At 72.3% G+C, this 21839-nt stretch carries 22 protein-coding genes, 1 tRNA gene and 1 riboswitch; of the genes, 5 read left to right on the top strand and 18 right to left on the bottom strand.

Going from position 1 to position 21839, the window contains the following annotated elements; translation table 11 throughout:
* The first annotated feature begins 160 nt into the window (after positions 1 to 160).
* Positions 161 to 391 carry a DUF4287 domain-containing protein gene (locus ACIQGZ_RS05080; protein ID WP_402599435.1) on the top strand — a complete coding sequence of 77 codons (231 nt, stop codon included), beginning with the start codon at positions 161 to 163 and terminating at the stop codon, positions 389 to 391.
* Between the two features lie 211 nt (positions 392 to 602).
* On the opposite strand, the gene ACIQGZ_RS05075 is transcribed toward ACIQGZ_RS05080, so the two are convergent.
* From ACIQGZ_RS05075 to ACIQGZ_RS05060, 4 genes are all read right to left on the bottom strand, one after another.
* Positions 603 to 1475 carry a Bax inhibitor-1/YccA family protein gene (locus ACIQGZ_RS05075; protein WP_402599434.1) on the bottom strand — a complete coding sequence of 291 codons (873 nt, stop codon included), beginning with the start codon at positions 1473 to 1475 and terminating at the stop codon, positions 603 to 605.
* Between the two features lie 431 nt (positions 1476 to 1906).
* On the bottom strand, positions 1907 to 2308 hold the full coding sequence (locus ACIQGZ_RS05070; RefSeq protein ID WP_402599433.1) for a type II toxin-antitoxin system VapC family toxin: 402 nt from the start codon (positions 2306 to 2308) through the stop codon (positions 1907 to 1909).
* Positions 2305 to 2595 (bottom strand): hypothetical protein, encoded by a 291-nt coding sequence (locus ACIQGZ_RS05065; protein ID WP_402599432.1) that lies wholly within the window; start codon positions 2593 to 2595, stop codon positions 2305 to 2307. Before ACIQGZ_RS05065 ends, ACIQGZ_RS05070 begins: the two co-directional genes overlap by 4 nt.
* A gap of 378 nt (positions 2596 to 2973) precedes the next feature.
* Positions 2974 to 3927 carry a phosphotransferase gene (locus ACIQGZ_RS05060; RefSeq protein ID WP_402599431.1) on the bottom strand — a complete coding sequence of 318 codons (954 nt, stop codon included), beginning with the start codon at positions 3925 to 3927 and terminating at the stop codon, positions 2974 to 2976.
* Between the two features lie 763 nt (positions 3928 to 4690).
* Between ACIQGZ_RS05060 and ACIQGZ_RS05055 the strand changes: the two genes are divergently transcribed.
* Positions 4691 to 5476, top strand: coding sequence for an HAD family hydrolase (locus ACIQGZ_RS05055; protein WP_402599430.1), 786 nt, complete (start codon positions 4691 to 4693; stop codon positions 5474 to 5476).
* Positions 5477 to 5527: 51 nt separating this feature from the next.
* On the opposite strand, the gene ACIQGZ_RS05050 is transcribed toward ACIQGZ_RS05055, so the two are convergent.
* The 5 genes from ACIQGZ_RS05050 to ACIQGZ_RS05030 form a co-directional block, all read right to left on the bottom strand.
* Positions 5528 to 6118: a histidine phosphatase family protein gene (locus ACIQGZ_RS05050; RefSeq protein WP_402599429.1), complete on the bottom strand. Its 591-nt coding sequence runs from the start codon at positions 6116 to 6118 to the stop codon at positions 5528 to 5530.
* Positions 6115 to 7008: a zinc-binding dehydrogenase gene (locus tag ACIQGZ_RS05045; RefSeq protein WP_402599428.1), complete on the bottom strand. Its 894-nt coding sequence runs from the start codon at positions 7006 to 7008 to the stop codon at positions 6115 to 6117. The genes ACIQGZ_RS05050 and ACIQGZ_RS05045 overlap by 4 nt, the downstream gene beginning before the upstream one ends.
* A 137-nt stretch (positions 7009 to 7145) precedes the next feature.
* Positions 7146 to 7718 (bottom strand): AAA family ATPase, encoded by a 573-nt coding sequence (locus ACIQGZ_RS05040; RefSeq protein WP_402599427.1) that lies wholly within the window; start codon positions 7716 to 7718, stop codon positions 7146 to 7148.
* A complete protein-coding gene (locus ACIQGZ_RS05035; protein ID WP_402599426.1) occupies positions 7634 to 8416 on the bottom strand; it encodes an NDP-sugar synthase in 783 nt (260 codons plus the stop codon). Before ACIQGZ_RS05035 ends, ACIQGZ_RS05040 begins: the two co-directional genes overlap by 85 nt.
* Positions 8413 to 9090: an LLM class flavin-dependent oxidoreductase gene (locus tag ACIQGZ_RS05030; protein ID WP_402599425.1), complete on the bottom strand. Its 678-nt coding sequence runs from the start codon at positions 9088 to 9090 to the stop codon at positions 8413 to 8415. Before ACIQGZ_RS05030 ends, ACIQGZ_RS05035 begins: the two co-directional genes overlap by 4 nt.
* Before the next feature lies 1 nt (position 9091).
* Here ACIQGZ_RS05030 and ACIQGZ_RS05025 point away from each other — a divergent pair, with 1 nt between their 5' ends.
* Entirely contained in the window at positions 9092 to 9853 is a 762-nt protein-coding gene (locus ACIQGZ_RS05025) for a DegT/DnrJ/EryC1/StrS family aminotransferase (protein ID WP_402599424.1), read from the top strand.
* 62 nt (positions 9854 to 9915) lie between these two features.
* Entirely contained in the window at positions 9916 to 10494 is a 579-nt protein-coding gene (locus ACIQGZ_RS05020; protein WP_402599423.1) for a formyltransferase family protein, read from the top strand.
* Between the two features lie 83 nt (positions 10495 to 10577).
* On the opposite strand, the gene ACIQGZ_RS05015 is transcribed toward ACIQGZ_RS05020, so the two are convergent.
* The 9 genes from ACIQGZ_RS05015 to ACIQGZ_RS04975 all read right to left on the bottom strand — a co-directional run bounded on the left by ACIQGZ_RS05015 (position 10578) and on the right by ACIQGZ_RS04975 (position 20396).
* Entirely contained in the window at positions 10578 to 11753 is a 1176-nt protein-coding gene (locus ACIQGZ_RS05015; protein ID WP_402599422.1) for a UDP-N-acetylglucosamine--N-acetylmuramyl-(pentapeptide) pyrophosphoryl-undecaprenol N-acetylglucosamine transferase, read from the bottom strand.
* Positions 11754 to 11969: 216 nt separating this feature from the next.
* A tRNA-Leu gene (locus tag ACIQGZ_RS05010) sits at positions 11970 to 12051 on the bottom strand.
* 393 nt (positions 12052 to 12444) lie between these two features.
* Positions 12445 to 13806 carry an NAD(P)/FAD-dependent oxidoreductase gene (locus tag ACIQGZ_RS05005; protein ID WP_402599421.1) on the bottom strand — a complete coding sequence of 454 codons (1362 nt, stop codon included), beginning with the start codon at positions 13804 to 13806 and terminating at the stop codon, positions 12445 to 12447.
* A gap of 430 nt (positions 13807 to 14236) precedes the next feature.
* Positions 14237 to 15196 carry an exopolyphosphatase gene (locus ACIQGZ_RS05000; RefSeq protein WP_402599420.1) on the bottom strand — a complete coding sequence of 320 codons (960 nt, stop codon included), beginning with the start codon at positions 15194 to 15196 and terminating at the stop codon, positions 14237 to 14239.
* Positions 15193 to 15729, bottom strand: a complete 537-nt coding sequence (locus ACIQGZ_RS04995; RefSeq protein WP_402599419.1) for a DUF501 domain-containing protein — start codon at positions 15727 to 15729, stop codon at positions 15193 to 15195. Before ACIQGZ_RS04995 ends, ACIQGZ_RS05000 begins: the two co-directional genes overlap by 4 nt.
* Positions 15730 to 15785: 56 nt before the next feature.
* Positions 15786 to 16277: a septum formation initiator family protein gene (locus ACIQGZ_RS04990; RefSeq protein ID WP_402599417.1), complete on the bottom strand. Its 492-nt coding sequence runs from the start codon at positions 16275 to 16277 to the stop codon at positions 15786 to 15788.
* An 85-nt stretch (positions 16278 to 16362) separates the two neighbouring features.
* Entirely contained in the window at positions 16363 to 17649 is a 1287-nt protein-coding gene (gene eno / locus ACIQGZ_RS04985; protein ID WP_402599416.1) for a phosphopyruvate hydratase, read from the bottom strand.
* A 205-nt stretch (positions 17650 to 17854) separates the two neighbouring features.
* Positions 17855 to 18814 carry a transglycosylase family protein gene (locus ACIQGZ_RS04980; RefSeq protein WP_402599415.1) on the bottom strand — a complete coding sequence of 320 codons (960 nt, stop codon included), beginning with the start codon at positions 18812 to 18814 and terminating at the stop codon, positions 17855 to 17857.
* A 2-nt stretch (positions 18815 to 18816) separates the two neighbouring features.
* Positions 18817 to 18982, bottom strand: a riboswitch (cyclic di-AMP (ydaO/yuaA leader).
* A gap of 157 nt (positions 18983 to 19139) precedes the next feature.
* A complete protein-coding gene (locus ACIQGZ_RS04975; RefSeq protein ID WP_402599414.1) occupies positions 19140 to 20396 on the bottom strand; it encodes a cytochrome P450 in 1257 nt (418 codons plus the stop codon).
* Between the two features lie 154 nt (positions 20397 to 20550).
* Between ACIQGZ_RS04975 and ACIQGZ_RS04970 the strand changes: the two genes are divergently transcribed.
* Positions 20551 to 21354, top strand: a complete 804-nt coding sequence (locus ACIQGZ_RS04970; protein ID WP_402599412.1) for an SDR family oxidoreductase — start codon at positions 20551 to 20553, stop codon at positions 21352 to 21354.
* Positions 21355 to 21839: the final 485 nt, after the last annotated feature.

Genomic DNA, 21839 nt, shown 5'->3' with positions numbered 1-21839 from the left:
GACTCCCTCCGCTTCCAGGCGTCAACCGCGCGGGGGGTGGGTAGGGAGGCGGCAACGAGGACCGTCCGTCCCTTTCCGCCCACCGCCCCGACGGCGAGTGTTGCCAAGGGTTACGACCTCAGGCACGGTAGGAGAACGGAACGCTCTACCGGAGGCGCTTATGTCCCTGATGTACTCCGCAGCGACCCACCAGAACCTCCTCTCCAGGATCCCGGCGGTCACCGGCCGTGAAATCGGTGACTGGCTGAAAGCCGTCGACGAAGGGCCCGGCCTCGTGCGTTGCGAGGAGAAGATCGACTGGCTCCGCCGCGAGTACGGCATCTCGTACGGCTACGCCAAGGCCATCGTGCACGAGCACGACATGCGGAGGGCCGCGCGGAAGCTCGCCTGAGCAGCGCTCCCCGCCCCAACTCCCGTTCCCCACTCGCTTGGTCAGTCCCCCACACGCACGAGGGCCCGGGAGCCACCGGCTCCCAGGCCCTCCGTATGACTGCCCCCGTATGTACGGGCGGGCGCGCGCCAGATCAGTCGCCGCCGTCAGTCGCCGCCGTCAGTCGCCGCCGTCAGTCGCCGCCGTCAGTCGCCGCCGTCAGTCGTCGCCGTCAGTCGTCGCCCCGCAGGATGGCGATCAGCCGCAGCATCTCCAGGTAGATCCAGACCAGCGAGACGGTCAGACCGAAGGCCGCCCGCCACGCCTCGCGCTCCGGGGCACCGCCGCGGATGCCCTGCTCGATCTCGTTGAAGTCCAGCGAGAGGAAGAAGGCGCCCAGGCAGACGCCGAGGATGCCCACCACGACACCCAGCGGTCCGGAGCGCAGCCCCAGATCGGCGCCGAACAGGCCGGCCACCAGGTTGACCATCACCAGCAGCAGGAACCCGGCCGCCACCGCCATACCGATCCGCTGGTAGCGCGCGGTGACCCGGATGCGCCCGGAGCGGTAGGCGATCAGCATCCCGGCGAAGACGGCGGCGGTGCCCAGCACCGCCTGGATCGCGATGCCCGGCCAGTAGGTGTTGAAGACCTTGGTGATGGTGCCGAGGAAGACACCCTCCAGACCCGCGTAGGTCAGGATCAGCGCGGGGCTGACGCTCCGCCGGAAGCTGATCACCATGCCGACCACGAACGCGGCGATGGCCGGCACGAACGCGATGCCGTAATTGGCGGCCGGGATGGCGAACCACGCCACCGCGCCCCCGACGACCAGGGTGAGCAGCGTCATGGCCGTCCGGGCCACCACGTCGTCCATGGTCATCCGCCCGGTCTCCAGCGGACCGGCGGACGGCGCCTGGTACATCTCGCGCAGCTCCTGCTCGGAGAGCTGCTGCGGCGGCGGTGGCTGCTGGGCGTACGGGTTCTGGACGTAGGGGTTCTGCGGGGCCTGCGGCCCGGCGGACTGCGACGGCCCGAACCCGGCGTAACCGGTATCGCGGGTGAAGGCTCCCTGCCGCGAGAAGACCGGGTTGCTGCTCCTCATGTGTTTCCTCCCAGGGCGGCACGGTGCTGCCCGCACGCCAATGGTAATGCCCTGGTAAAGAATTCTCATGCCACCCGGCCGCGACCCGCCCACGGTGTCGAACGCGAACGGCAGCCGTGCCCGAAGCCGGATTCGAACTCCGCCCGGCACCTCACCCGACCTGCGGCAACGCTCCGACCCCGCCGACCCGGCCCGCACCACCCCGCCCCGGCGCTCCCAGGCCGGGAGCCGGACAAGCAGAAGGCCCGACCGGCCTCCCCACTCCCCGAACCCCCAGCTCACCCCGGCCACTGACGGGCCATCACCCCCCGGTCGGCGGCAGCGTCCGCTTTGGCCGAAACACTACGGCCCACCCATCCCGGAAGCTCCTACCCACCGGGCAGCACCCGGGCCACCAGGTGCCGCCGCACCGCCTGGCCTGCGGGACCCGCTCAGACCTTCTCGACCTCCATCCGGACGTGGCCGGCCGTAAGCATGCGGAGATCCTCGACGTCGGAGGTCAGAATCGTCACCCGCCCCGGGTGTGCCAGGGCCGTTGCGCACAGCATGGCGTCGATGGCGTACTTGTGCCCGTGCAGCCCCGCTTTCCGCAGGAGGGCAGCGGCGCTCTGTGCGATGACCTGAGTGACCGGTTCCACCCGAAGCCGGGACAGCGTCCACCTCAGGGCAGCCTCATTGATCCGCGGGTGGATGGCCTCGACCAGTACTGCGGCCGACGTGAGGACCGGAAGATCCGCATCACGGGCCGCTGCCAGCCACTCGTGCACCTCCCGGTCCCGCTGCACAGCCTTCGCCAGACCCTCGCTGTCCAGGACCAGCGCGCCACCACTCATGCGGCCGCACCGGCGTCGGAGTCCGCCCCGAGAACGGCCCTGGTCAGCCGGGCCCGCTTGGCGGCCACAGCTTCCGGATCGGCAGGACCATGGGCCTCCTCCATGGCAGAGATCAGTTCATCCAGGTTGTCCCGTTCGATCTGACGCTGCGCCGCCCGCTCCAGATACGCGGAGACGCCTCGCTTACCGACCCGTTCCCGGATCGCCTGCAGGGTGCCGGCAGTCAGGGTCACGGAGATGCCGCTGGTGGGGCCGCCCCCAGGAAGGAAATCGGTGTCATCAGTCATATCCCTGAGTATGGCATTCGCGATGCCATAGCGCGACCGCTCTCCGGACACGCCCGATTGCGTGCCCGGTCAGGGCGGAACGGTGGCTCCCCAGCCTGGCGTCAGCGTGCCGCCGGGCAAAGGTGATCAGTGGATTTCCCGGGTCGCGCGTCTGGTGCGGCAGGCCGGGCCACGTGTTCCCGATCGACGGTTGGGAGGGGGCGGCTCCTCCACCGTGGTCCGGCGCTGTGCCCCGCGTGTCTGCTGCTGACGGGCCCGGGTTCACCAAGGAGGGTTGCATGGTGGCCCAGCTCAGGGGCAGGGGGCAAGATCAGCACCGGCCCCCGGGGGCAGTACCGCCGGCTTCTGAACGGGGGTACGCCATGGCGTCAGGCAGTGCTAGACCCAGCCGCCGAGATACGCCACCCAGTCCCGGCCGACGGCGGCCATCTCGGCCTGGTAGCCGCGCAGGTAGGGCACCCCGGGAGGGGCCGGCAGGCGGGAACTGCGTTCCCAGTAGCCCGCCTGGGCGACGGCGAACGACAGGGCCGCCGCAGGGGGCGCCGCGCGCCAGGAGGACACCCTGGCCAGCAGCTCGGTGACCTGCCCGGGGGTGTGGCCGGCCCGGATGAGCTGCGGGCCGAGGAACGCCGGGTCGAGCCACGGGGCACCCTGGTGCAGATACGCCCAGTCGATGACCAGGGCGGTGTCGGGGTCCCGCATCAGCATGTTGTCGGCCCGCAGGTCGATGTGGAGCAGGCAGGTTCCCGCCGAGTCCTTCGTCCAGTCCCGCTCGACGGCGGCCAACCGGTCGATGTGCCGGGTCGACCACGGGTCGAGCGGGGCGCCCTCGCGGGTGAGCGCCTGCCAGCCGTGGAGCATGCCCGCCAACTCGTCGGCAACGGCCGGCGCATCGGGGATCGGTGACGGGCTGACCACCTCGGGGAGCACGTCCAGGGTCCGCAGGACGGCGGGGAGGTCCGCCGATCCCGGGCTGAGGTCGGGGTGCCCGCCGGCGATGTCCTCGAAGGACATCAGCAGCCAGCCGGCCGCCTCCCAGGTGTCGAGCATGCGGGGCAGCGGCGCCCAGGCCGGCATGGCGCGGTTGACGGTGGCCTCGTCCGCGTACATCGGGTAGGCGGGGTGGTCCGTCCTGATCCCTTTGAGGAAGGCGCGGCGGCCGTCGGCGAGGACGGCACGGACGGCGAGGCCGGGGCTGAAGCCACCGGCCTGCGGCAGCGTGGTGACGACGGGGGAGCCGAGTGTGCCGTCGGCGGACTCGCGTACGGCCGGGGGGAGGTCAGCCCACAGCGGCCGCACCGAGGTTCGCGGCTGGGTGTCGTCGGAGGGCACGGCGTGGTCCTTACGGTGCGGGATGGTTCCACGGTAGGGCGGGAGGGCTGGTCGCTTCCACCGGTTTCGTCCAGGTGCGCACCAGCGCTCGACAGTCCGGGTGACACGGTCCTGGACGAGGTCCGTCAGGTACTCGGCCGCCGGGATGAACGATGGATGAGGACGGGGGCGGGTCTGTACGACCCCGGGTCGTCCCGGGCCGTCGGTGGGCCCGGTGCCCGGCCGGGCCGGCGCGTGGTGGGCTGATGCGGGTTTCGGGGGTGCCGGGCCGGGCCGGTGGGTCGACGGCGGTGGGGGGTGCCCGAAGCCGGATTCGAACCGCAACCGGCACCCCATCTGACCTGCGACGATGCTCTGACATCGAAGAACCGGCCCGCATCTCCCCGAATCTTCCTGCCCCCGTGCACCCGTGGGCGCACGGCCGGGCGCACCGCCAGGGGGCCGGGCAGGTGGCATGCCCAGCAGTTCGCCCGCCCAGCTTGCGGAACATGGGCCCGGGGCGTACCCCCGCCGCGACCCCCCAGGTAGCGGTGAGCCATGCGCGTCTTCCCGATCTTGGCCGAAACACGACTGGTGAGGCTGCCGTGGGCAGACGCATGGCCCGTGCCACCGTTCAACCCGGAAGCGTCCTGACGGGGCGAGGCACTCGGCTGCTGTGCTCGTACCGGAAGGACCGGGGTCTGCGTGCGTCGGCCGGTGGCCGGCCGGGCGGGCGGACGCCCCGTCACCTCTTGATCAGGACGATGCGTGGGGTGGTGGCGCTGTGAACGATGCATGGGGCGGAACCGGCGGGCTGGCGGCAGGGAGCGCAGAGCCGAGGTTCGACGGGGTGATGTTCGACGGGGTGGTGTTCGACTTGTTCGGCACCCTGGTGCCTGCTCCGTCCGGGCCGGAGCGGGCGCGGCTCGCGGGCGGGCTGGCCGCAGCCTTCGGGGTGGGGGACGGGCAGGTCCGTGCCGCGCTGGCACAGTCCTGGCGGGCACGGCACGAGGGCGAGCTGACATCAGTCCCGGAGATCGTGCGGGACCTCGCCGGGCGGTGCGGGGTCCGACAGCCTGACCTGGACCGGGCCCTCCTGACCGTCCGGGAGCACGCCGCTCTCCGCCTGCGGACCGAGGAGAGTGTGCTGGCTGTACTAGCCGGGCTTCGGGACCAGGGGGTGCCGGTGGTGGTGCTCTCGGACGCGGCAGCGGAGACAGTCGAGGCATGGCCGGGGTGCGCGCTGGCCGGGCTGGTCGACAGTGCGTTCTTCAGTTGCCGTGAGCAGGCGGTCAAACCGTCGCCGGCGCTGTACATGAGGGTGCTGGCCGCTCTCGGTGTCCCGGCGGGGCGGGTGCTGTACGTCGGTGACGGCGGCGGGGATGAGCTGGCCGGGGCGGGGCGCGCGGGGATGACGGCCGTTGGGGTGCCGCGCCGGGGCGGAGCGACGGCGGTTGCGTACGGCGTGCGCGGCTGGGATGGGCCCTATGTGGCCGGGGCGGAGGAGGTGCCGGGCCTGGTGCTGCACGGTGCGACGCCGCGCATGTCGGTGCACCGGCCGAGCGCGTAGGACGAACGAGGGGGCGGGCGGCCCTCAGGCCGCCCGCCCCCTCCCCCATTGTCAGATGTGGTCGCGGAGGAGTTCCAGGGCGGTGCGCGGATGCTCCAGGACGGTCAGCGGCGGCGGAATCGGCTCGTCGAACGGATCGTGGCGGCGGCCGTTGAGGACCGCTTCGACCAGGCGCCAGCAGGTGCTGTGCCCTACCACGGTCAGCGTGATCTGCGGTGCCAGTGTGCTGTGCAGGTCGAGCAGGCGGGTGAAGACGCGTGTCTCGACGTCGCGCAGCGACTCGCCGCCCTCGGGCCGTACGTCGTAGTGGGTGTCGACGGCCGGCCAGGCGGGTTCCTGCTCAAGGTCGGTGAACGTGCTGAGGGTGTACCGGCCGAAGTGCCGCTCTCGCAGGTGCTCGTCGGGTGTCGGGCGGAGCCTGCCGGGGGCGCCGATCAGGTGGGCGGTGCGCAGGGCGCGGGGCTGGTCGCTGCTGTAGATGACCGTCGTACTACCCAGGGCGAGGTTCCGGCCGAGCTGTTCGGCCTCTTCGAGGGAGGCGGGCAGCAGCGGCGCGTCAGTGCCTCCCATGAGGACTCGGTTGGCGTTGGCGGTGGTGCGGCCGTGGCGGACCATCAGGAAGCGGCCCAAGGCGCTGTTCATGAGCGGGCCTCAGCGGGCATCCAGCCGCCGGCGGTGGTGATGATCACCTTGAGCCGGTCGTCGGCAGGCTGTGCGTACGCGCGGTAGGCGGCGGCCTCGGTGACGGGGAAGGTGTGGGTGAGCAGGAGCGACATCGTCTCCAGATGGGCGCAGAGGTAATCCTCGGCCGGGCCGTACACCTGTTGCCAGGGCGGGGTAATGCTGGTCTTGAGCGTGATGTTGCCGCGCAGCAGCGCTTCGTAGGGGAAGGCGTACTCGGCGTCGTCCGGGACTCCCAGGGCCAGGATGGTGCCGCTGTGCCTGGTGAGGGCGACGGCATCGCGTACGGTGCGCTGCTGATGTCCGACGGCCTCGATGCAGATGTCGACGGGCTCGGTGGCGTGGGCGCTGGCGGACCAGGCGGCGGCGCTGTCCTGGAGGTGGTGTTCGATGCCGAAGGCGGTGGTGATGTCCTTGCTGCGCCCGACCGGGTCGACGCCGGTGACGCGGGCGCCGCGCCGGCTCAGGACGTAGGCGCACATGAGCCCGATCGGTCCCAGGCCGAGCACGGTGACGCGGGCCCCGGCGACGTCGCCGAGTTTTGCCGTGGCGTACAGCACGGCGGCCAGCGGCTGGATCAGGGTGGCCTGGGCATCGGTGAGATGGCCGGCGCTGACCGGGTGTGTCGCGTCGCGGTTGGCGAGGTAGACCTCCGCGAGGCCGCATTCGTCGTCGGGCATGGCCAGGACCCGCTGGCCGGGCTCCAGGCCGGCGTCGCCGCCCGCGTCGAGGACGTGGCCGACGCACTCGTGGATGGGGAACCCGATCCGCCCGGAGCGCGGATCGGCGGTACTGCGGAACTTGGGCAGATCGCTGCCGCAGAGCGCGGCGGCGCTCAGGCGGACGGTCACCTGGCCGAGTGCCGGGGCGGGAAGGGGAGCGTCTGGGACGCTTTCGAACGTTCCCGGGGCGCGCAGGCGGAGGGCGTGCACAGTGATTCCTTTCGCGGAGATGGTGACGCCGCGATCCCGGCCGGTGAGCAGACAGGTTACGGCGCATCGGAGTGGAGGAGGGCGGAGAGCTGGGTGGCCAGGGCCTCGATGTCCACGGCGTGGAAGTCGGTGGTGTCCTGGGTGAGGACCGGTCCGGGCACGTCCAGGGGCTCGTAGCGGCCGGCCAGCAGTTCGGCGCGGAACTCGTCGAGGTTCTGGTCGTCGCAGTGCCCGGGGTGGCGCCCGGCGGAGGAGGAGCGGGTGGCGAACCGCTCCAGGAGCACGTCCCCTTGGGTGGTGCACTGGACCTGCACCGCGCGGGCCCCGGTCTCCTCCAGCAGGCGTCGGAAGTCCGGGGAGGACTGCACTCTGCGGAAGTTCGACTCCGTCAGGCAGCTGGCGCCTGCGGACAGGGTGTCGCTGAGCAGGGTGAACAGCACGGCCACCGAGGCGGCCCCCAGTTCCTTGGACCTCTGCCGGTCCGACCAGCCCAGCGTGTCGAACAGCGACTCCTTGATGCCGTCGCGGCTGTACCACGGCAGGGTCAGGCGGGCGGCGAGCTTGCTCGCGAGGGTGGACTTACCGGTTCCGGGCGGGCCGGAGACGACAATGAGGGTGGGGGTGGGCACAGGAGAGCCTTCCGAGACGGTGTGACAGCGAGATCAGCCAGCGTCTGCACGTGGAGCCAGTCGCCGGTGAATTCGCTGAACGCTACCGACGCATGGGGCACAAGCGCGGCCAGGGCACGGGTGTGGCTGATCGGCTCTGGATCTGCCCGCATCCGACTGATGACCTGCGGGGTGATCAGGTAGGAGTCGACGACTTCGTACCGGCCCGCCTCCCGGTGCGGCAGGCGGTGCCAGGAGGCGACCGTGCCGTCCTGGGCGGTCACGGTGTGGTGGCTGTGGGTGCGCCACTGGCGGCTGCCGGCCACGACCGGCCGGCCGTCGCGGGACCATTGCGCGAGCAGGTGGGGCAGCAGCCGCGCGTACGGGAGCAGAACGTTCCCGGCGACGATCAGCACCGGAGCGGGCAGACGCTCAGCGAGCTGAAGTACCCCAGCGGCGCCCGGCGCACTCTCGGCGACAGCCTGAATCCGCGCGTCGATCCGGCACTGCCAGTCAGCGGCTGCGGCTTCGACGTCTTCACTCCGGTGGCCGGTGAGCAGCACGACGGGGGCCGGGGCGGGGACGGCGGGACAGACCTGGGAGAGCACCAGTTCCAGCATCGGTGTCCCGCCGACCTCGTACATCGTCTTCTGCCGATGTGCCCCGGCCGGGCCCAGGCGGCTGCCCAGCCCGCCGCACAGCACGATGACGGACGTCACGAATCCGCCTCGTACAGCGGCAGGACCCGGGACGACAACCACTCAAGAAGGCTCAGGTCTTCGGTGCACACGCTGAGGTAGTCCACCCCCGTCGCGGCGCGCTCGCGCAGGGCGTCGGCGATCTGGCCGGGGCTGCCACCGACGCTCCACCAGTCGCCGTCCGGGTCCTCCGGCGCGCTCGGGCCGAGGCTGCGGATCTGCAGATGGAACCGGCAGGGCGGCATCGAGGACGGGCGGGCGCTGCGGGCCGTCGTGATCTGCGCGGTCACCGAGGCGGCCGTGGGGGTAACGCCAGCCAGGCGCGGCCGGGTCGGCACCGTCAGCGCGATGTCGTCGGCGAAGCGGGCGGCGAGCTGGAGCATCCGGGACGTACCGGCCGCCACGATCACGCGGGGCGCCGGGGTCCCCGCAGCCAAGGCGCGCTCCAGCGGCTCGGCCCCGCCGTCCCCGGTTGCCGTCGGAACGGGCCACACCTGCCGCAGCAGCTCCAGGGTGCGTTCCAGCGAGGCGATCCGTGCCCCGGCCTCGCGCAGGTCCGGGGCGAGGGCGTCCAGGTCGGCTTTCTGCCAGCCGACGCCGATGCCCAGCTCGAACCGGCCGCCGCTGATGTGCTGGAGCGTCGCAGCGCTGCGCAGGGTCTGCGCGGGCAGCCGCAGCGCGTCCAGCACGGTCATCGTGCCCAGGCCGATGCCGGTGCTCTACGGCGGCCGGGCGGTGGACCTGGCCGGCGCCCGTGCTGTCCTGGCCGAGCGCGGCATCGTGGTCGTGGAGGACGCCGCACAGGCCTTCGGCTCGCACCACGGCACGCGAAGAGTAGGGGCCACAGGGGCGGTGACCTGTTTCAGCTTCGGCCCGATCAAGTCGCTGACGTGCGGGCAGGGCGGCGCGGTCGTCCCCCGCAGTCCGCAGGAGGCGGACAGAGTGCGGGCCTTGCGGATGCTGGGAATCACGAAGTCCCAGACGGACCGCATCCGGTCGACGTCGTACACCGTCGACTGTCCGGGGATGCGGTACCCGATGTCGACGCTCAACGCGGCTGTCGGTCTGGTCCAGCTGGCGCGGTTCGCGCAGGTGGAGGTGAAGCGCCGGCAGTTGTGGCGCGCGTACCGGGATGCGCTGGCAGGAACCGAATGCCTGGACCTGGTGGACGTGGACGTGGACCGCAGCGTGCCGTTCAACTGCGTCGTGCGGGTGTCCGGTCGTGACCAGGTGTTCCGGCTGCTGCGGGACGCGGGGATCGGGGTGGGCGTGCACTACCCGCCGAACCACCTCCAGCCGGCCTTCGCGCGGTGGCACCGCAGCCTGCCTGTGACGGAGCGGGCCGGGCGGGAGATCCTGAGCCTGCCGTTCCACCCGGCGATGGACAACGAGGACGTGCACGCGGTCGCGGCGGCCGTCCGGCGGACCGTGCACGCCACGCGAGGTGGGAGGCGGTGAGGCGGGCGGCCGTACTCGGGAAGGGCGCGCTGGCGGCTCACGCCTGTGAGGTGATCGCGGCCTTGCCCGGCACCGTGCTGGACACCGTGGTCCCGAACGCGGCCGAGCCGGATTGGGACCTGCGGCTGTCGGACGTCGTGGCCGAGCGCTGGCCTGCGGCGCGCATCGTGCGGTCCGGGAACTGGCGGGAGCTGGAGCCGGGACGGTGTGACCTGGTGTTCAGCGTCCTGTACGACAAGATCATCGGTAGTAGCCTGATCGACAGCACCGAGCGGATCATCAACTGCCATCCCGGGCGGCTGCCCGAGTACCGAGGGGCGCGGCCGGTGAACTGGGCGCTACGCAACGGCGAGAGCGTGCACGGCATCACGATCCACGCCATCGACCGAGGTATCGATTCCGGGCCGGTCCTCGCCGAGGCGGTGTTCTCCATCTGGCCGGACATCGACGAGGTCGCGGACGTGTGGGAGCGTGCCATGCGGTACGGACGGCTGCTGATCTCGGACACACTGCCCCGGCTCGACCGGATCGTGCCCCGGTCACAGGACGAGTCCCGGGCGGTGACGCACTTCAGCCGGGACAACGCGGTGCTCGGTGACCGCGGGGACTGGACCCGGGAGTCGGCCCGGGGCAGGAGCTGACCGCCCCCTGGAGAGCGGTGAAGCCCGGGGCGGACCATCGCCCCGGGCTTCACGGTGTCTCGGGCTTCACGGTGTCTTGGGGGTCAGACGTAGGAGATGGCCGACAGCAGGACGTCCACGAGTCGGTCGGCAGCGTCCGGGCGGCCGAGCGCACGGGCACGGCTCGCCATGTCCTTCCGCAGGACCGGGTCGGCCAGCAGCTGGGTCATCGCCTCTTGCAGGGCCCCGGGGGTCACCTCACCGAACAGTGCCACCGCGGCGTCGGCGTCGACCAGGTGGCGGGCGTTGTGCGCCTGTTCGTTGCCCGCCGAGGAAGCGAGGGGGATGAACACGGCGGCTTTGCCCAGGGCGGTGAGCTCGGCGATCGTACCCGCGCCACTGCGGGAAACCACCACGTCGGCCAGGGCGAGTACGTCAGGCAACTCGGGACCGATGAAGTCGGTGAGGAGGTAGCGGGCCGCCGCGATCGGGGGAAGGTGCGCGGTTTCCCGGCGCAGGTCCGTGAGGTTCGCCGTCCCGCACTGGTGGATGACGTTCGCCCGGGTCAGCAGCCACGGCAGCAGGGCACGGACGACGGTGTTGATCTGCTGCGATCCCTGGGCGCCGCCGGTGACGTAGACGGTGGGCAGGGCGCGGTCGAAGCCGTGGAGACCCAGGGCGGTGATCGCCCTGTTGGCCTGACCCTCCAGGACTTCGGGACGCACCGGGTTGCCGGTGACCACGGCGTGCGCGCGGGCCGACTCCGGCAGTAGCGGCAGCGTGGACTCCGACGACACGGCGATGCGGGTCGCCCGGGGGGCGAGGGTGCGGTTGGCCAACCCGAGCCGGACCGTCTGCTCGTGGACGACGAGCGGGTGACGGCACAGGCGGGCGGCGAGGCCAACCGGGACGGCGACATACCCACCGGTCGCCAGCACCACATCCGGGCGGAAGTGGGAGATGACCGAGCGGGCCTGGACGACGCCGAGCGGCACGCGGCCCATGTCCTTCATGTTCGCCGGGGACATCAGTTTCAGGGGGTTGCCGGAGCGCCGCAGCTTGCCGGTGGCGACCGGAGCGAAGGGAATCCCTTCGGCCGCTGCGACGCGGGCCTCCAGACCGTCAGCCGTTCCGACCCAGAGGGTTTCCAGCGTTCTTCCGGAGGTCGAGAGCCGGGCATGCAAGGTGCGCACTGCGGTGAGCGCGGGGTAGGTGTGTCCGCCGGTGCCGCCTCCTGTGACGATCAGGCGTAGCGTCCGGTTCGGGTCGAGAGTGTCCACCAGGTTCTCCGATCGGGTGCGGCCCCAGCGTAGACCCCGGCTTGCCGGGCGCCGGTGCACCTGGTGGCAGGAGGCCTCGCCGGACCTGCGCCGGTGCGGATGCGCGGGTGCCATGGGCGGCGCGGCGCGGCCTCGTGTTCCCAGCGTGTTCCCGTCTCGGGAGGGATCACCAGCCCGCAGCGGCCTTGCTGCTGGTCATGGGATTCACGGCGGGGGTGCCCGGAGCCGGATTCGAACCGGCACGGCCTCACGGCCAAGCAGTTTTAAGCTGCCCGTGTCTGCATTCCACCATCCGGGCGCACACCCCACGACCCCCTGCGGGAGCAGCATGAGCCTAGTGGCGCAGAGCACTCCCTGCCTGCCCACAACAACTGAAGTTGTCTTGTTTTCATGTGATCTGACGCATCATTAGCCATTCTCCGCCGCTGCTCAGCCACCGCTCCACCAGCGCTCAAGCGGGCCTCCAGCGGCGCTCAAGCGGCGCTGGAGCCGGGCCTCGGATCACTCCCCCGGGCGGGGGCGGTCCCCGGGTACGAGAAAGCCCCCCGATCGCAGGGCTGCGATCGGGGGGCTGACTCACGCCCGCGACGGGTCGCGGGGCGGCTCCGCCCGGCACCGGGGCCGGCTGAGCACCACGGAGGTCGTGGTCCGGCAGCGCTGCCGGGCGGAGAGCCTCCGGACTACCGGGAGATCAGGAGGAGACCTTCTCGGGGAGGGGCTTCTCGCTGCGCGGGGCCGGCACCGGGGTGGCGGCCTCGTAGAACGCCTCGCGGGGGTTCTCCATCTGGGCCAGGCCCACGGCCTCGCGCTTGAGGAACATGGCCAGCGTCCAGTCGGTGAAGACCCGGACCTTGCGGTTCATGGTCGGCACCCGGCTGCCGTGGTACAGCCGGTGGAACCACCACGCCGGGCGGCCCTTCAGCTTGTACTTGCCGAAGAGGATCGCCACGCCCTTGTGCAGGCCGAGGCCGGCCACCGCGCCGAGGTTCTTGTGCTTGTACTCGGCCTGCGGGAAGCCGCGCATCCCGGAGATGACGTTGTCACCGAGCACGATGGCCTGCCGCACCGCGTGCTGCGCGTTCGGCGGGCACCAGGCGCCCTCACCGGCGGCGAGGTCCGGCACCTGGGCGTTGTCGCCGGCGGCCCAGACGTTGTCGAAGCCCTTGACCTGGAGGGTCGGGGCGGTGTCCACGTGGCCGCGCGGGCCGAGCGGCAGGCCGAACGAGGCCAGCACCGGGTTCGGCTTGACGCCGGCGGTCCAGACGATGGTGGAGGCGTCCGCCTCGACACCGTTCTTCAGCACCACGTGCTTGTCGACGCAGGACTCCATGGAGGTCTCCAGGAAGACCTCGATGCCGCGCTCCTCCAGCCGCTCCTTGGTCCAGACGCCCAGGTCCGGGCCCATCTCGGGCAGGATGCGGTTGGCCGCCTCGACGAGGATGAAGCGCATGTCCTCGCGGCTGACGGTGTTATAGATCTTCGCCGCGTCGCGGGCCATGTCCTCGACCTCGGCGATGGTCTCGACACCGGCGAAGCCGCCGCCGACGAAGACGAAGGTGAGGGCCTGGCGGCGGACGTCCTTGTCCGTGGTCGACTCGGCCTTGTCGAGCTGCGCCATCACGTGGTTGCGCAGGCCGATGGCCTCCTCCACGGTCTTCATGCCGATGCCGTGCTCGGCCAGACCGGGGATCGGGAAGGTGCGGGAGACCGAACCGGCCGCCACCACCAGGTAGTCGAAGGGCAGCTCGTAGGAGTCGCCGGCCAGCGGGGAGATCGTCGCGACCTTGCGACCGTGGTCGACGCCGGTGACGTGACCGGTCAGCACCTCGGCCTTCTGCAGGACGCGGCGCAGCGGCGCGACGAGGTTGCGGGGGGCGACGTTGCCGCCCGCGGCCTCCGGGAGGAAGGGCAGGTAGGTCATGTACGACCGCGGGTCGACGACCGTGACGGTCGCCTCGCCGTAGCGCATCTTCTTGAGGATGCGCATCGCGGCATACAGGCCGACGTAACCACCGCCGACGATGAGGATGCGAGGACGCTCCGTGGTGCTCATATCCGAAAGTATCCAGCACGCCGGGCAGCGACCCTCCCGAGGCTGGTCACCTGCCTCTGGACACGGTGTGCTATATTTCGCGGCCCTCGTTTCGGGGCCCCGGCGGCCGCTCGGGGGCCGTGCCGGAGCCGCCGCGACGCGGGGGCGGTGGTCCTGCGGACGGCGCTCCCGGGCCACCCCGCTGAGCTGCCGTAATCCCCGGCGAGGGCGTCACGCCCGGCACGCGTTTTCGATTCTGCCCGTGGATCGGTGGACGGGCCTGCGATCCGCACCTCTGAACGGCCGGGCACCTTCGGTCCCACATATCGGACGGTCCCCCCGGCAGGTGACGCCGATCACGCGGAACTCCATGTGAAGAAATTCACGAAGTTGGTCCGGCGGGCCGGGCGTGTGACGCCCGGCCCCGGGCCCGGCCGGCCCCCGGCGGGGTTCAGCGGACGATGCTCCAGGCGATCCCGTCCAGGATGTCGTGCTCACTGACGACCACTTCGGCGGCCCCCGTCCGCTCCATCAGCGCCAGCAGCACCAGGGCCCCGGCGCCGATCACGTCCACCCGGCCGGGGTGGATCACCGGCAGCGCGGCGCGCTGCCGGTGGTCGGCGGCGAGCAGCCCGCCGGTCACCTCGCGGACCTGGTCCAGCGAGATCCGGGAGTGGTGGATGCGCGCCGAGTCGTACTCCGTCAGGCCGAGCGCCAGCGCCGCGACCGTGGTGACCGAGCCCGCCAGCCCGACCAGGGTGCGGGCCTGGTCCAGCGGCACCCGCTCGGCGGCCAGGTCCAGCGCCCGCTCGATGTCGGCGCGGGCGGCGGCGATCTGCCCGGGGGTGACCGGGTCGGCCCCGGCGAAGTGCCGCTCGGTCAGCCGTACGCAGCCCACGTCCACCGAGCGGGCGGCGCGGACCGTGTCGTCGCCGAGCACGAACTCGGTGGAGCCGCCGCCGATGTCAACCACCAGGTACGGCTGCTCCAGGCGCACCCCGGCGGCGGTCAGGCCCCGGGTGGCGCCGGTGAAGGAGAGCTGGGCCTCCTCGTCGCCGGTGACCACCTCGGGTTCGACGCCCAGGATGTCGACCACACCGCGTACGAAGTCGTCGCGGTTCTCGGCGTCGCGGGAGGCGCTGGTGGCGACGAAGCGGGTCCGCTCCGGGCCGACGCCGTGGCTGCGGATCAGCTCGGCGTACTCCCGGCAGGCGGCGAAGGTGCGCTCCAGCGCCTCGGGCGCCAGCCGACCGGTGCGGTCCACGCCCTGGCCCAGCCGGACGATGGTCATCCGGCGGTCCACGTCGCGCGAGGTGGCGGCCGGGGCGCCGTCCGGCCGGGTCAGGTCCGCGATCAGCAGCCGGATGGAGTTGGTGCCGCAGTCGACGGCGGCGGTCCTGGTGGTGGTCACTGGTCGTCTCCTCCGGTCTGGGGGTCGGCCGCGCAGACGCAGCGGCCCTTGCGCCACCACTCGGGCAGCTTGGCGATCGCCTCGTCACCGAGCGGGTTGACGCCGGGGCCGGCCGCCAGCGAGTGGCCGACCAGGACGTGCAGGCACTTGACCCGGTCCGGCATCCCGCCGGCGCTGGGGAAGCCCTCCAGCACCTCGATCGCGTCGCGGCGGGCCAGGTAGTCCTCGTGGGCGGCCCGGTAGTCGGCCGCCAGCTCCGGGTCCTCGCCGAGGCGGGCGGTCATCTCCTTCATCACGCCGTCGGCCTCCAGGGTGCCGATCAGCGAGGCGGCCCGGGGGCAGGTCAGGTAGTAGAGGGTGGGGAACGGCGTGCCGTCCTCCAGCCGGGGCTGGGTCTCCACCACGTCGGGCAGGCCGCAGGGGCAGCGGTGGGCGACCGCGCGCAGCCCGCGCGGCACCCGGCCGAGCTGGGCGGCGATGGCGGCCACGTCGGCGGGGCCGACGGGCGCGTTGGGTTCTTCGGCAGTGGTCATGTGGGGGCGCTGTCTCGTGCGGGGGCGGCTGTGCGGTGCTGGCTGTGAAGGGGGTCTTACCGGGCAGGGGCGGCCGGGGGCTTGCGGGCCGGGCGCACGGTGCGGTCGGCCGCGTCCACCGACTCCCAGACGCTGGTGTACCAGGGCTGCCGGGAGGTCCCCCGGGCGGCCGCGTCGTCGGGGTCCCCGGGCCGGCCGGCGGCCGGGTCCACCGCGACGTACGGGGTGTCGCCGGGCATGGCGTAGTGCAGCCGCTCGCGGGCCTGGGCCCGTACGAAGGCCGGGTCCTGCCAACGGGCCTTCTCCCGGCGCAGCTCCTGGACCCGGGTGCGGGCCTGCTCGGCGGCGGCCCGCTGGGCGGCGATGTCGGCGCGCTGGGCGATGAACTGCCGGGTGGGGTAGGCCAGCGCCGCGATGAGCGAGCAGAGCACCAGCGCGAGCACGGCGGCCCGGCCGGTGAAGCGGAAGCGGGTCCGGGGGCGGGGGGCGCTCGCGGGTCGGCGGGTGCCGGGGCCGCGTGCGGGCAGGGTCGCCTTGCGGATCGCCATGGTGCGTCCCCTCCGTGGTCGTACGGATGCCCCGCCGCCCACCCCAGAGGGTGAGCGCCGGGGCACCGGTGGCCGAACTGCCTTGTCAGCCCTCGTACTTGTAGCGCGGGAAGGCACCGCGCCCGGCGTACTCGGCGGCGTCGTCGAGGATCTCCTCGATGCGCAGCAGCTGGTTGTACTTGGCGACGCGCTCGGAGCGGGCCGGGGCGCCGGTCTTGATCTGGCCGCAGTTGGTGGCGACGGCGAGGTCCGCGATGGTGACGTCCTCGGTCTCGCCGGAGCGGTGCGACATCATGCAGCGGTAGCCGTTGCGCTGGGCCAGCTCCACCGCGTCCAGCGTCTCGGTGAGCGAGCCGATCTGGTTGACCTTCACCAGCAGCGCGTTGGCGGTGCCGGACTCGATGCCGCGGCCCAGGCGCTCCGGGTTGGTGACGAAGAGGTCGTCGCCGACGATCTGGACCTTGTCGCCGAGCTTCTCGGTGAGGGTCTTCCAGCCGTCCCAGTCCTCCTCGTTCAGCGGGTCCTCGATGGAGACCAGCGGGTAGGAGGCGACCAGCTCGGCGTAGTACTCGGTCAGCTCGACGGCGGAGAGCGCCTTGCCCTCGAACTGGTAGGCGCCGTCCTTGTAGAACTCGGAGGCGGCGACGTCCAGCGCCAGGGCGACGTCCTTGCCGGGGGTGTAGCCGGCCTTCTTGATCGCCTCGACGATGAGGTCCAGCGCCTCGCGGTTGGAGTCGAGGTTGGGGGCGAAGCCGCCCTCGTCGCCCAGGCCGGTGGAGAGCCCGCGCTCCTTCAGCACGCCCTTGAGGGTGTGGTAGACCTCCACGCCCCAGCGGACGGCCTCGGAGAAGGACTCCGCGCCGATCGGGGCGATCATGAACTCCTGGATGTCCACGTTGGAGTCGGCGTGCGAGCCGCCGTTCAGGATGTTCATCATCGGGACCGGCAGCACATGCGCGTTCGGACCACCGACGTAGCGGAACAGCGGCAGGTCGGACGCCTCGGAGGCGGCGTGCGCCACGGCGAGCGAGACGCCCAGGATGGCGTTGGCGCCGAGCGAGGACTTGTCCGGGGTGGCGTCCAGGTCGAGCATCGCCTGGTCGATCAGCCGCTGCTCGGTGGCGTCGTAGCCGACCAGCTCCGGGCCGATCTGCTCGATGACGGCGAGGACGGCCTTCTCCACGCCCTTGCCGCCGTAGCGGGACTTGTCGCCGTCGCGCAGCTCCAGCGCCTCGAAGGCGCCGGTGGAGGCGCCGGAGGGCACCGCCGCGCGGCCGGTGCTGCCGTCGTCGAGGCCGACCTCGACCTCGACCGTGGGGTTGCCTCGCGAGTCGAGGATCTCCCGGGCTACGACGACATCAATGGACGGCACGAGGCATCTCCTTATGGCGGATATGAAGTCGTTACGACCAGAGCCTAACCGCACCGGCCGTCACGACCACCGCTACCCGGGCCCTGTCTCGCCGGTCGAACACTTCTACCCATCGGTAGCGCGGTGCCCGGCACCGCACCCGGCGGCCGGTCCCGGGAGGTCGGGAGCGGCCGCCGGCGGGGCGTCAGCAGCGGTGCGCAGCCGGTCAGCCGAGGGTCAGCACCTGGCCCGGCAGGATCAGGTCGGGGTCGGCGCCGACGGTGGAGCGGTTCTCCTGGTAGAGGTGCTGCCAGCCGCCGTCCAGGTGGTGGGCCTCGACGATGGCGGAGAGGTTGTCGCCCGGTACGACCGTGTACCGGCCGCCGGCCGGGGCGGGGGCCGCGTGCCGGGGGGTGGACTTCTTCGCCGGGGTGGCGGCCGTCTCGGCGGCGGGCGCGGCGGCGTGCTTGGCGGTGCTCCCGGCCGGCTTCGCGGTGCCCTTGGCCGGGGTCGCGGCGGTCGCGGCCTGCTGCTCGGCCGCGGCGAGGTGCTGCTGGTAGACGTCCTTGTGGCTGGTCCAGTGCCAGGAGTCGTCCTCCTGGTACCAGTAGACGCCGTCCTCAGCGTCCCAGCCGGCCGTGCCGTCGAAGGTCGGCAGGTGCTCGGTCTGGGTCGGGGCGGTGTCCTTGGCGGCGGTGGAGTCGGCCGCACCCAGGTCGTCCCGGGCGCTGCCGCGCGAGGCGGCGTCCGTGGTGGCGGAGGAGACCGGGCTGCCGCCGGTGTCCACGCTCGCGGCGGGGCCGCCCGCCGTCAGCCCGGCCTGCACCGAGCACACCGGCCAGGCGCCGGGGCCCTGACCGTCCAGCACCTTCTCCGCTATGGCGATCTGCTGGCCCTTGGTCGCCAGGTCCGGCCGGTCGGCGTACGCGGAGCCGCCGTAGGCCGCCCAGGTGCTCTGGGTGAACTGGAGGCCGCCGTAGAAGCCGTTGCCGGTGTTGATCGCCCAGTCGCCGCCGCTCTCGCACTGGGCGACCTTGTCCCAGGTGGCGGTGGAGGCGGCGGAGGCGGCGCCCGCCGTCAGCAGCGGGAGCGCGATGCCCGCGCCGGTGACACCGGCGACGGCGACGAACTTCTTGGTCTGGCTGGGGCGGATGCGGCGATGGCGGCCGTTGCCGGGAAGCAGCATGAGGGGTCCCTCTCCGACGCCTACGAGGTGAGCTGTCGGGTTCGGACCGGGAGGTGGCCCGGCCGCGCGGAGGCGGCTTCACCCCGAGCCGCGCACCGGTTGGGCGCACGGCGGCTTACCTGGTTCCCCCGCTCCTGTCCTCAAGGTCGGTCTCGGTGGCCCGGAGCACGGTGGACAGGACTCGGCGTCCCACGCTCCGGGGCCCGCGTCAGCGGATGGACGGGAGCCTAGACAGTTCGTCTGATGGATAACAACCCGACATCACGAACATCACACAAAGGCAAACCCATCGTCGCGGCGTGCCTACTGTCGGTCGGTCATCCGCTCACTCCGCCACCGGGGTGAAGCCCACCGGCAACTCCCGCAGGCCGCGCATGATCAGACCGCCGCGCCACCGCAGGTCGGCCGGATCGGCGGCGAGCCGCAGATCGGGGAGGCGGGTGAGCAGCGCGGTCAGCGCCGCCTGCGCCTCCAACCGGGCGAGCGGCGCGCCCAGGCAGTAGTGGATGCCGTGGCCGAAGCCCAGGTGCGGATTGTCGCGGCGGGCCAGGTCGAGGGTGTCCGGCCCGTCGAACCGCTCCGGGTCGCGGTCGGCGGCGGCCAGCACCACCAGCACTGGATCGCCCGCCGGGACGGCCGTGCCGCCGATGGTCAGCTCCGCGGTGGCGAACCGCCAGGTGGCCAGCTCCACCGGGCCGTCGTACCGGAGCAGCTCCTCCACCGCGCCGGCCAGCAGCCCGGTCTCGCCCCGGCCCAGCGACTCCTGGAGCAGCGCCCGCTGACCGGGGTTGCGCAGCAGGGCGTACGTGCCGTTGCCGATCAGGTTGACGGTGGTCTCGAAGCCGGCGAAGAGCAGGATGAAGGCCATCGCGGCGGCTTCGTTCTCGGTCAGGTGCTCGCCGTGGTCGCCGGCCCGGATCAGCCCGGAGATCAGGTCCTCGCCGGGCTGCGGCTCGGCGGTCAGCTCCGCGCGCTTGCGGTGGATCAGCTCGGCCAGGTACGTCCGCATCCGCTTGACCGCGCGGGCGACACCGCCGCGCGGGCCGCCGCCGTGGCGGATCATCATCCCGGCCCAGTCGCGGAAGTCGTCCTGGTCCTCCGGCGGCACGCCCAGCAGGTCGCAGATGGCGTAGATCGGCAGCGGGAAGGCGAACTCATGGATCAGGTCGGCGCTGCCCCGGGCCGCGAAGGAGTCCAGCAGCCGGTCGGTGAGCTGCCGCACCCGGGGCTCGAACTCCGCGACCCGGCGCGGGGTGAACGCCTTGGAGACCAGCCGGCGCAGCCGGGTGTGGTCGGGCGGGTCGATGTTCAGCAGGTGCGTCATCAGGTCGGCGCTGCGCTCCCCGGGGATGCCGACCCGGCCGGAGCGGTGCGCCTGCTCGCTGTGGTGCACCGGGTTCTTGGACAGCCTGGGGTCGGCCAGCGCCTGCCGGGCGTCGGCGTACCGCGTCACCAGCCACGCGTCCACACCGCTCGGCAGGGTGGTGCGGTGCACCGGTGCGTGCTCGCGCAGCCAGGCGTACGCCGGGTACGGATCGGCGGCGAACTCGAAGGTGAACAGGTCAGGGGCGTGCGCAGGCATCCCCCGACGTTAGCCTGCGGGTCCGACAGTGGCGCGAAGCAGGTCACCTGGCGGACATGCCCTGTTGCGGTGGGTGCTGCGGAGCCTACGATCCCCCGCAGCGTGATTCAGCGGCCCGCCGCGGGGCGGATGCGGCCGCAGGGAGGAGCAGTCCATGCAGGTGCGCGGTGCGGTGGTGGTCATCACCGGGGCGGCGGGCGGGATCGGCGCGGCGCTCGCGCGGCGATTCGCGGCGGAGGGCGCGGCCGGGCTGCTCCTCGCGGACCTGGACGTCGGCGGCGCCGAGGACCTGGCCGGGGAGCTGGACCGGCACGGCTGCCGCGCGGTCGGCGTGGGCAGCGACGTGTCGCGGGAGAGCGACGTACGGACCCTGGTGGACATCGCCGAGGAGCACCTCGGGCCGATCGACCTGTTCTGTAGCAACGCCGGAGTGGGGACGGCGCAGGGCATCGAGGCGGCGGACGCGCTCTGGCAGGGCTGCTGGGACGTCAACGTCATGGCCCACGTCTACGCGGCGCGGGCCGTGCTGCCGGGGATGCTCGCGCGGGGGCGGGGGCGGCTGCTCAACACCGCTTCGGCGGCGGGGCTGCTGACCATGCCCGGGGATGCGCCGTACAGCGTCACCAAGCATGCGGCGGTGGCGTTCGCGGAGTGGCTGGCGGTGACGTACGGGTCGCGGGGGATCGGGGTCAGCGTGCTGTGTCCGCAGGGGGTGCGGACGGCGATGTCCGCGTATCCCGGCGTCGAGGATGTGCTGACCGCTTTCGGGGCGATGCTGGAGCCGGCCGAGGTGGCGGAGGCGGTGGTCGCGGGGCTGGCGGACGAGCGGTTCCTGATCCTGCCGCACCCCGAGGTGGCCCGGTACGAGCAGGGGCGGGCCGCGGACCGGGACGCCTGGCTGACCGGCATGCGGGACACCGTCGCCGCCCTCCCCGCCCTGCCGGAACCGGCTGCCTGAACCCCGGCCACGGGTCACCACCAGGAGCGCGAGGAACTGCGCGACCAGCCACCCGCTGACACCAGCGCTTGAACAGGCGACCAACCACGCACCACCAGGGGCGCGGGGAACTGCGCGACCAGCCACCCACTGACGCCAGCGCTTGAACGGACGGCCAACCGTGCACCATCCGGGGTGCATGGGAACGGTGCGTTCGGCGTGCTGCACTGGTGAGGGTTGCTCGCGCAGTTCCTCGCGCGCCTGGAGTGAACCCCGGCCGGGAAGGCACCCCCGCCGGGGAGCGGGGAACGGTGCGTTCAGGGCACTACGAACGCGGGGGTTGCTCGCGCAGTTCCTCGCGCCCCTGGAGTGAACCCCGGCCGGGAAGGCAACCCCGCCGGGGAGCGGGGAACGGTGCGTTCAGGGCACTACGAACGCGGGGGTTGCTCGCGCAGTTCCTCGCGCCCCTGGAGTGAACCCCGGCCGGGAAGGCACCCCCGCCGGGG

It is taken from the genome of Streptomyces sp. NPDC092296 (assembly GCF_044755465.1).
Taxonomy (GTDB): Bacteria; Actinomycetota; Actinomycetes; order Streptomycetales; family Streptomycetaceae; genus Peterkaempfera.
This window is presented reverse-complemented; position numbering and strand designations above follow the sequence as displayed.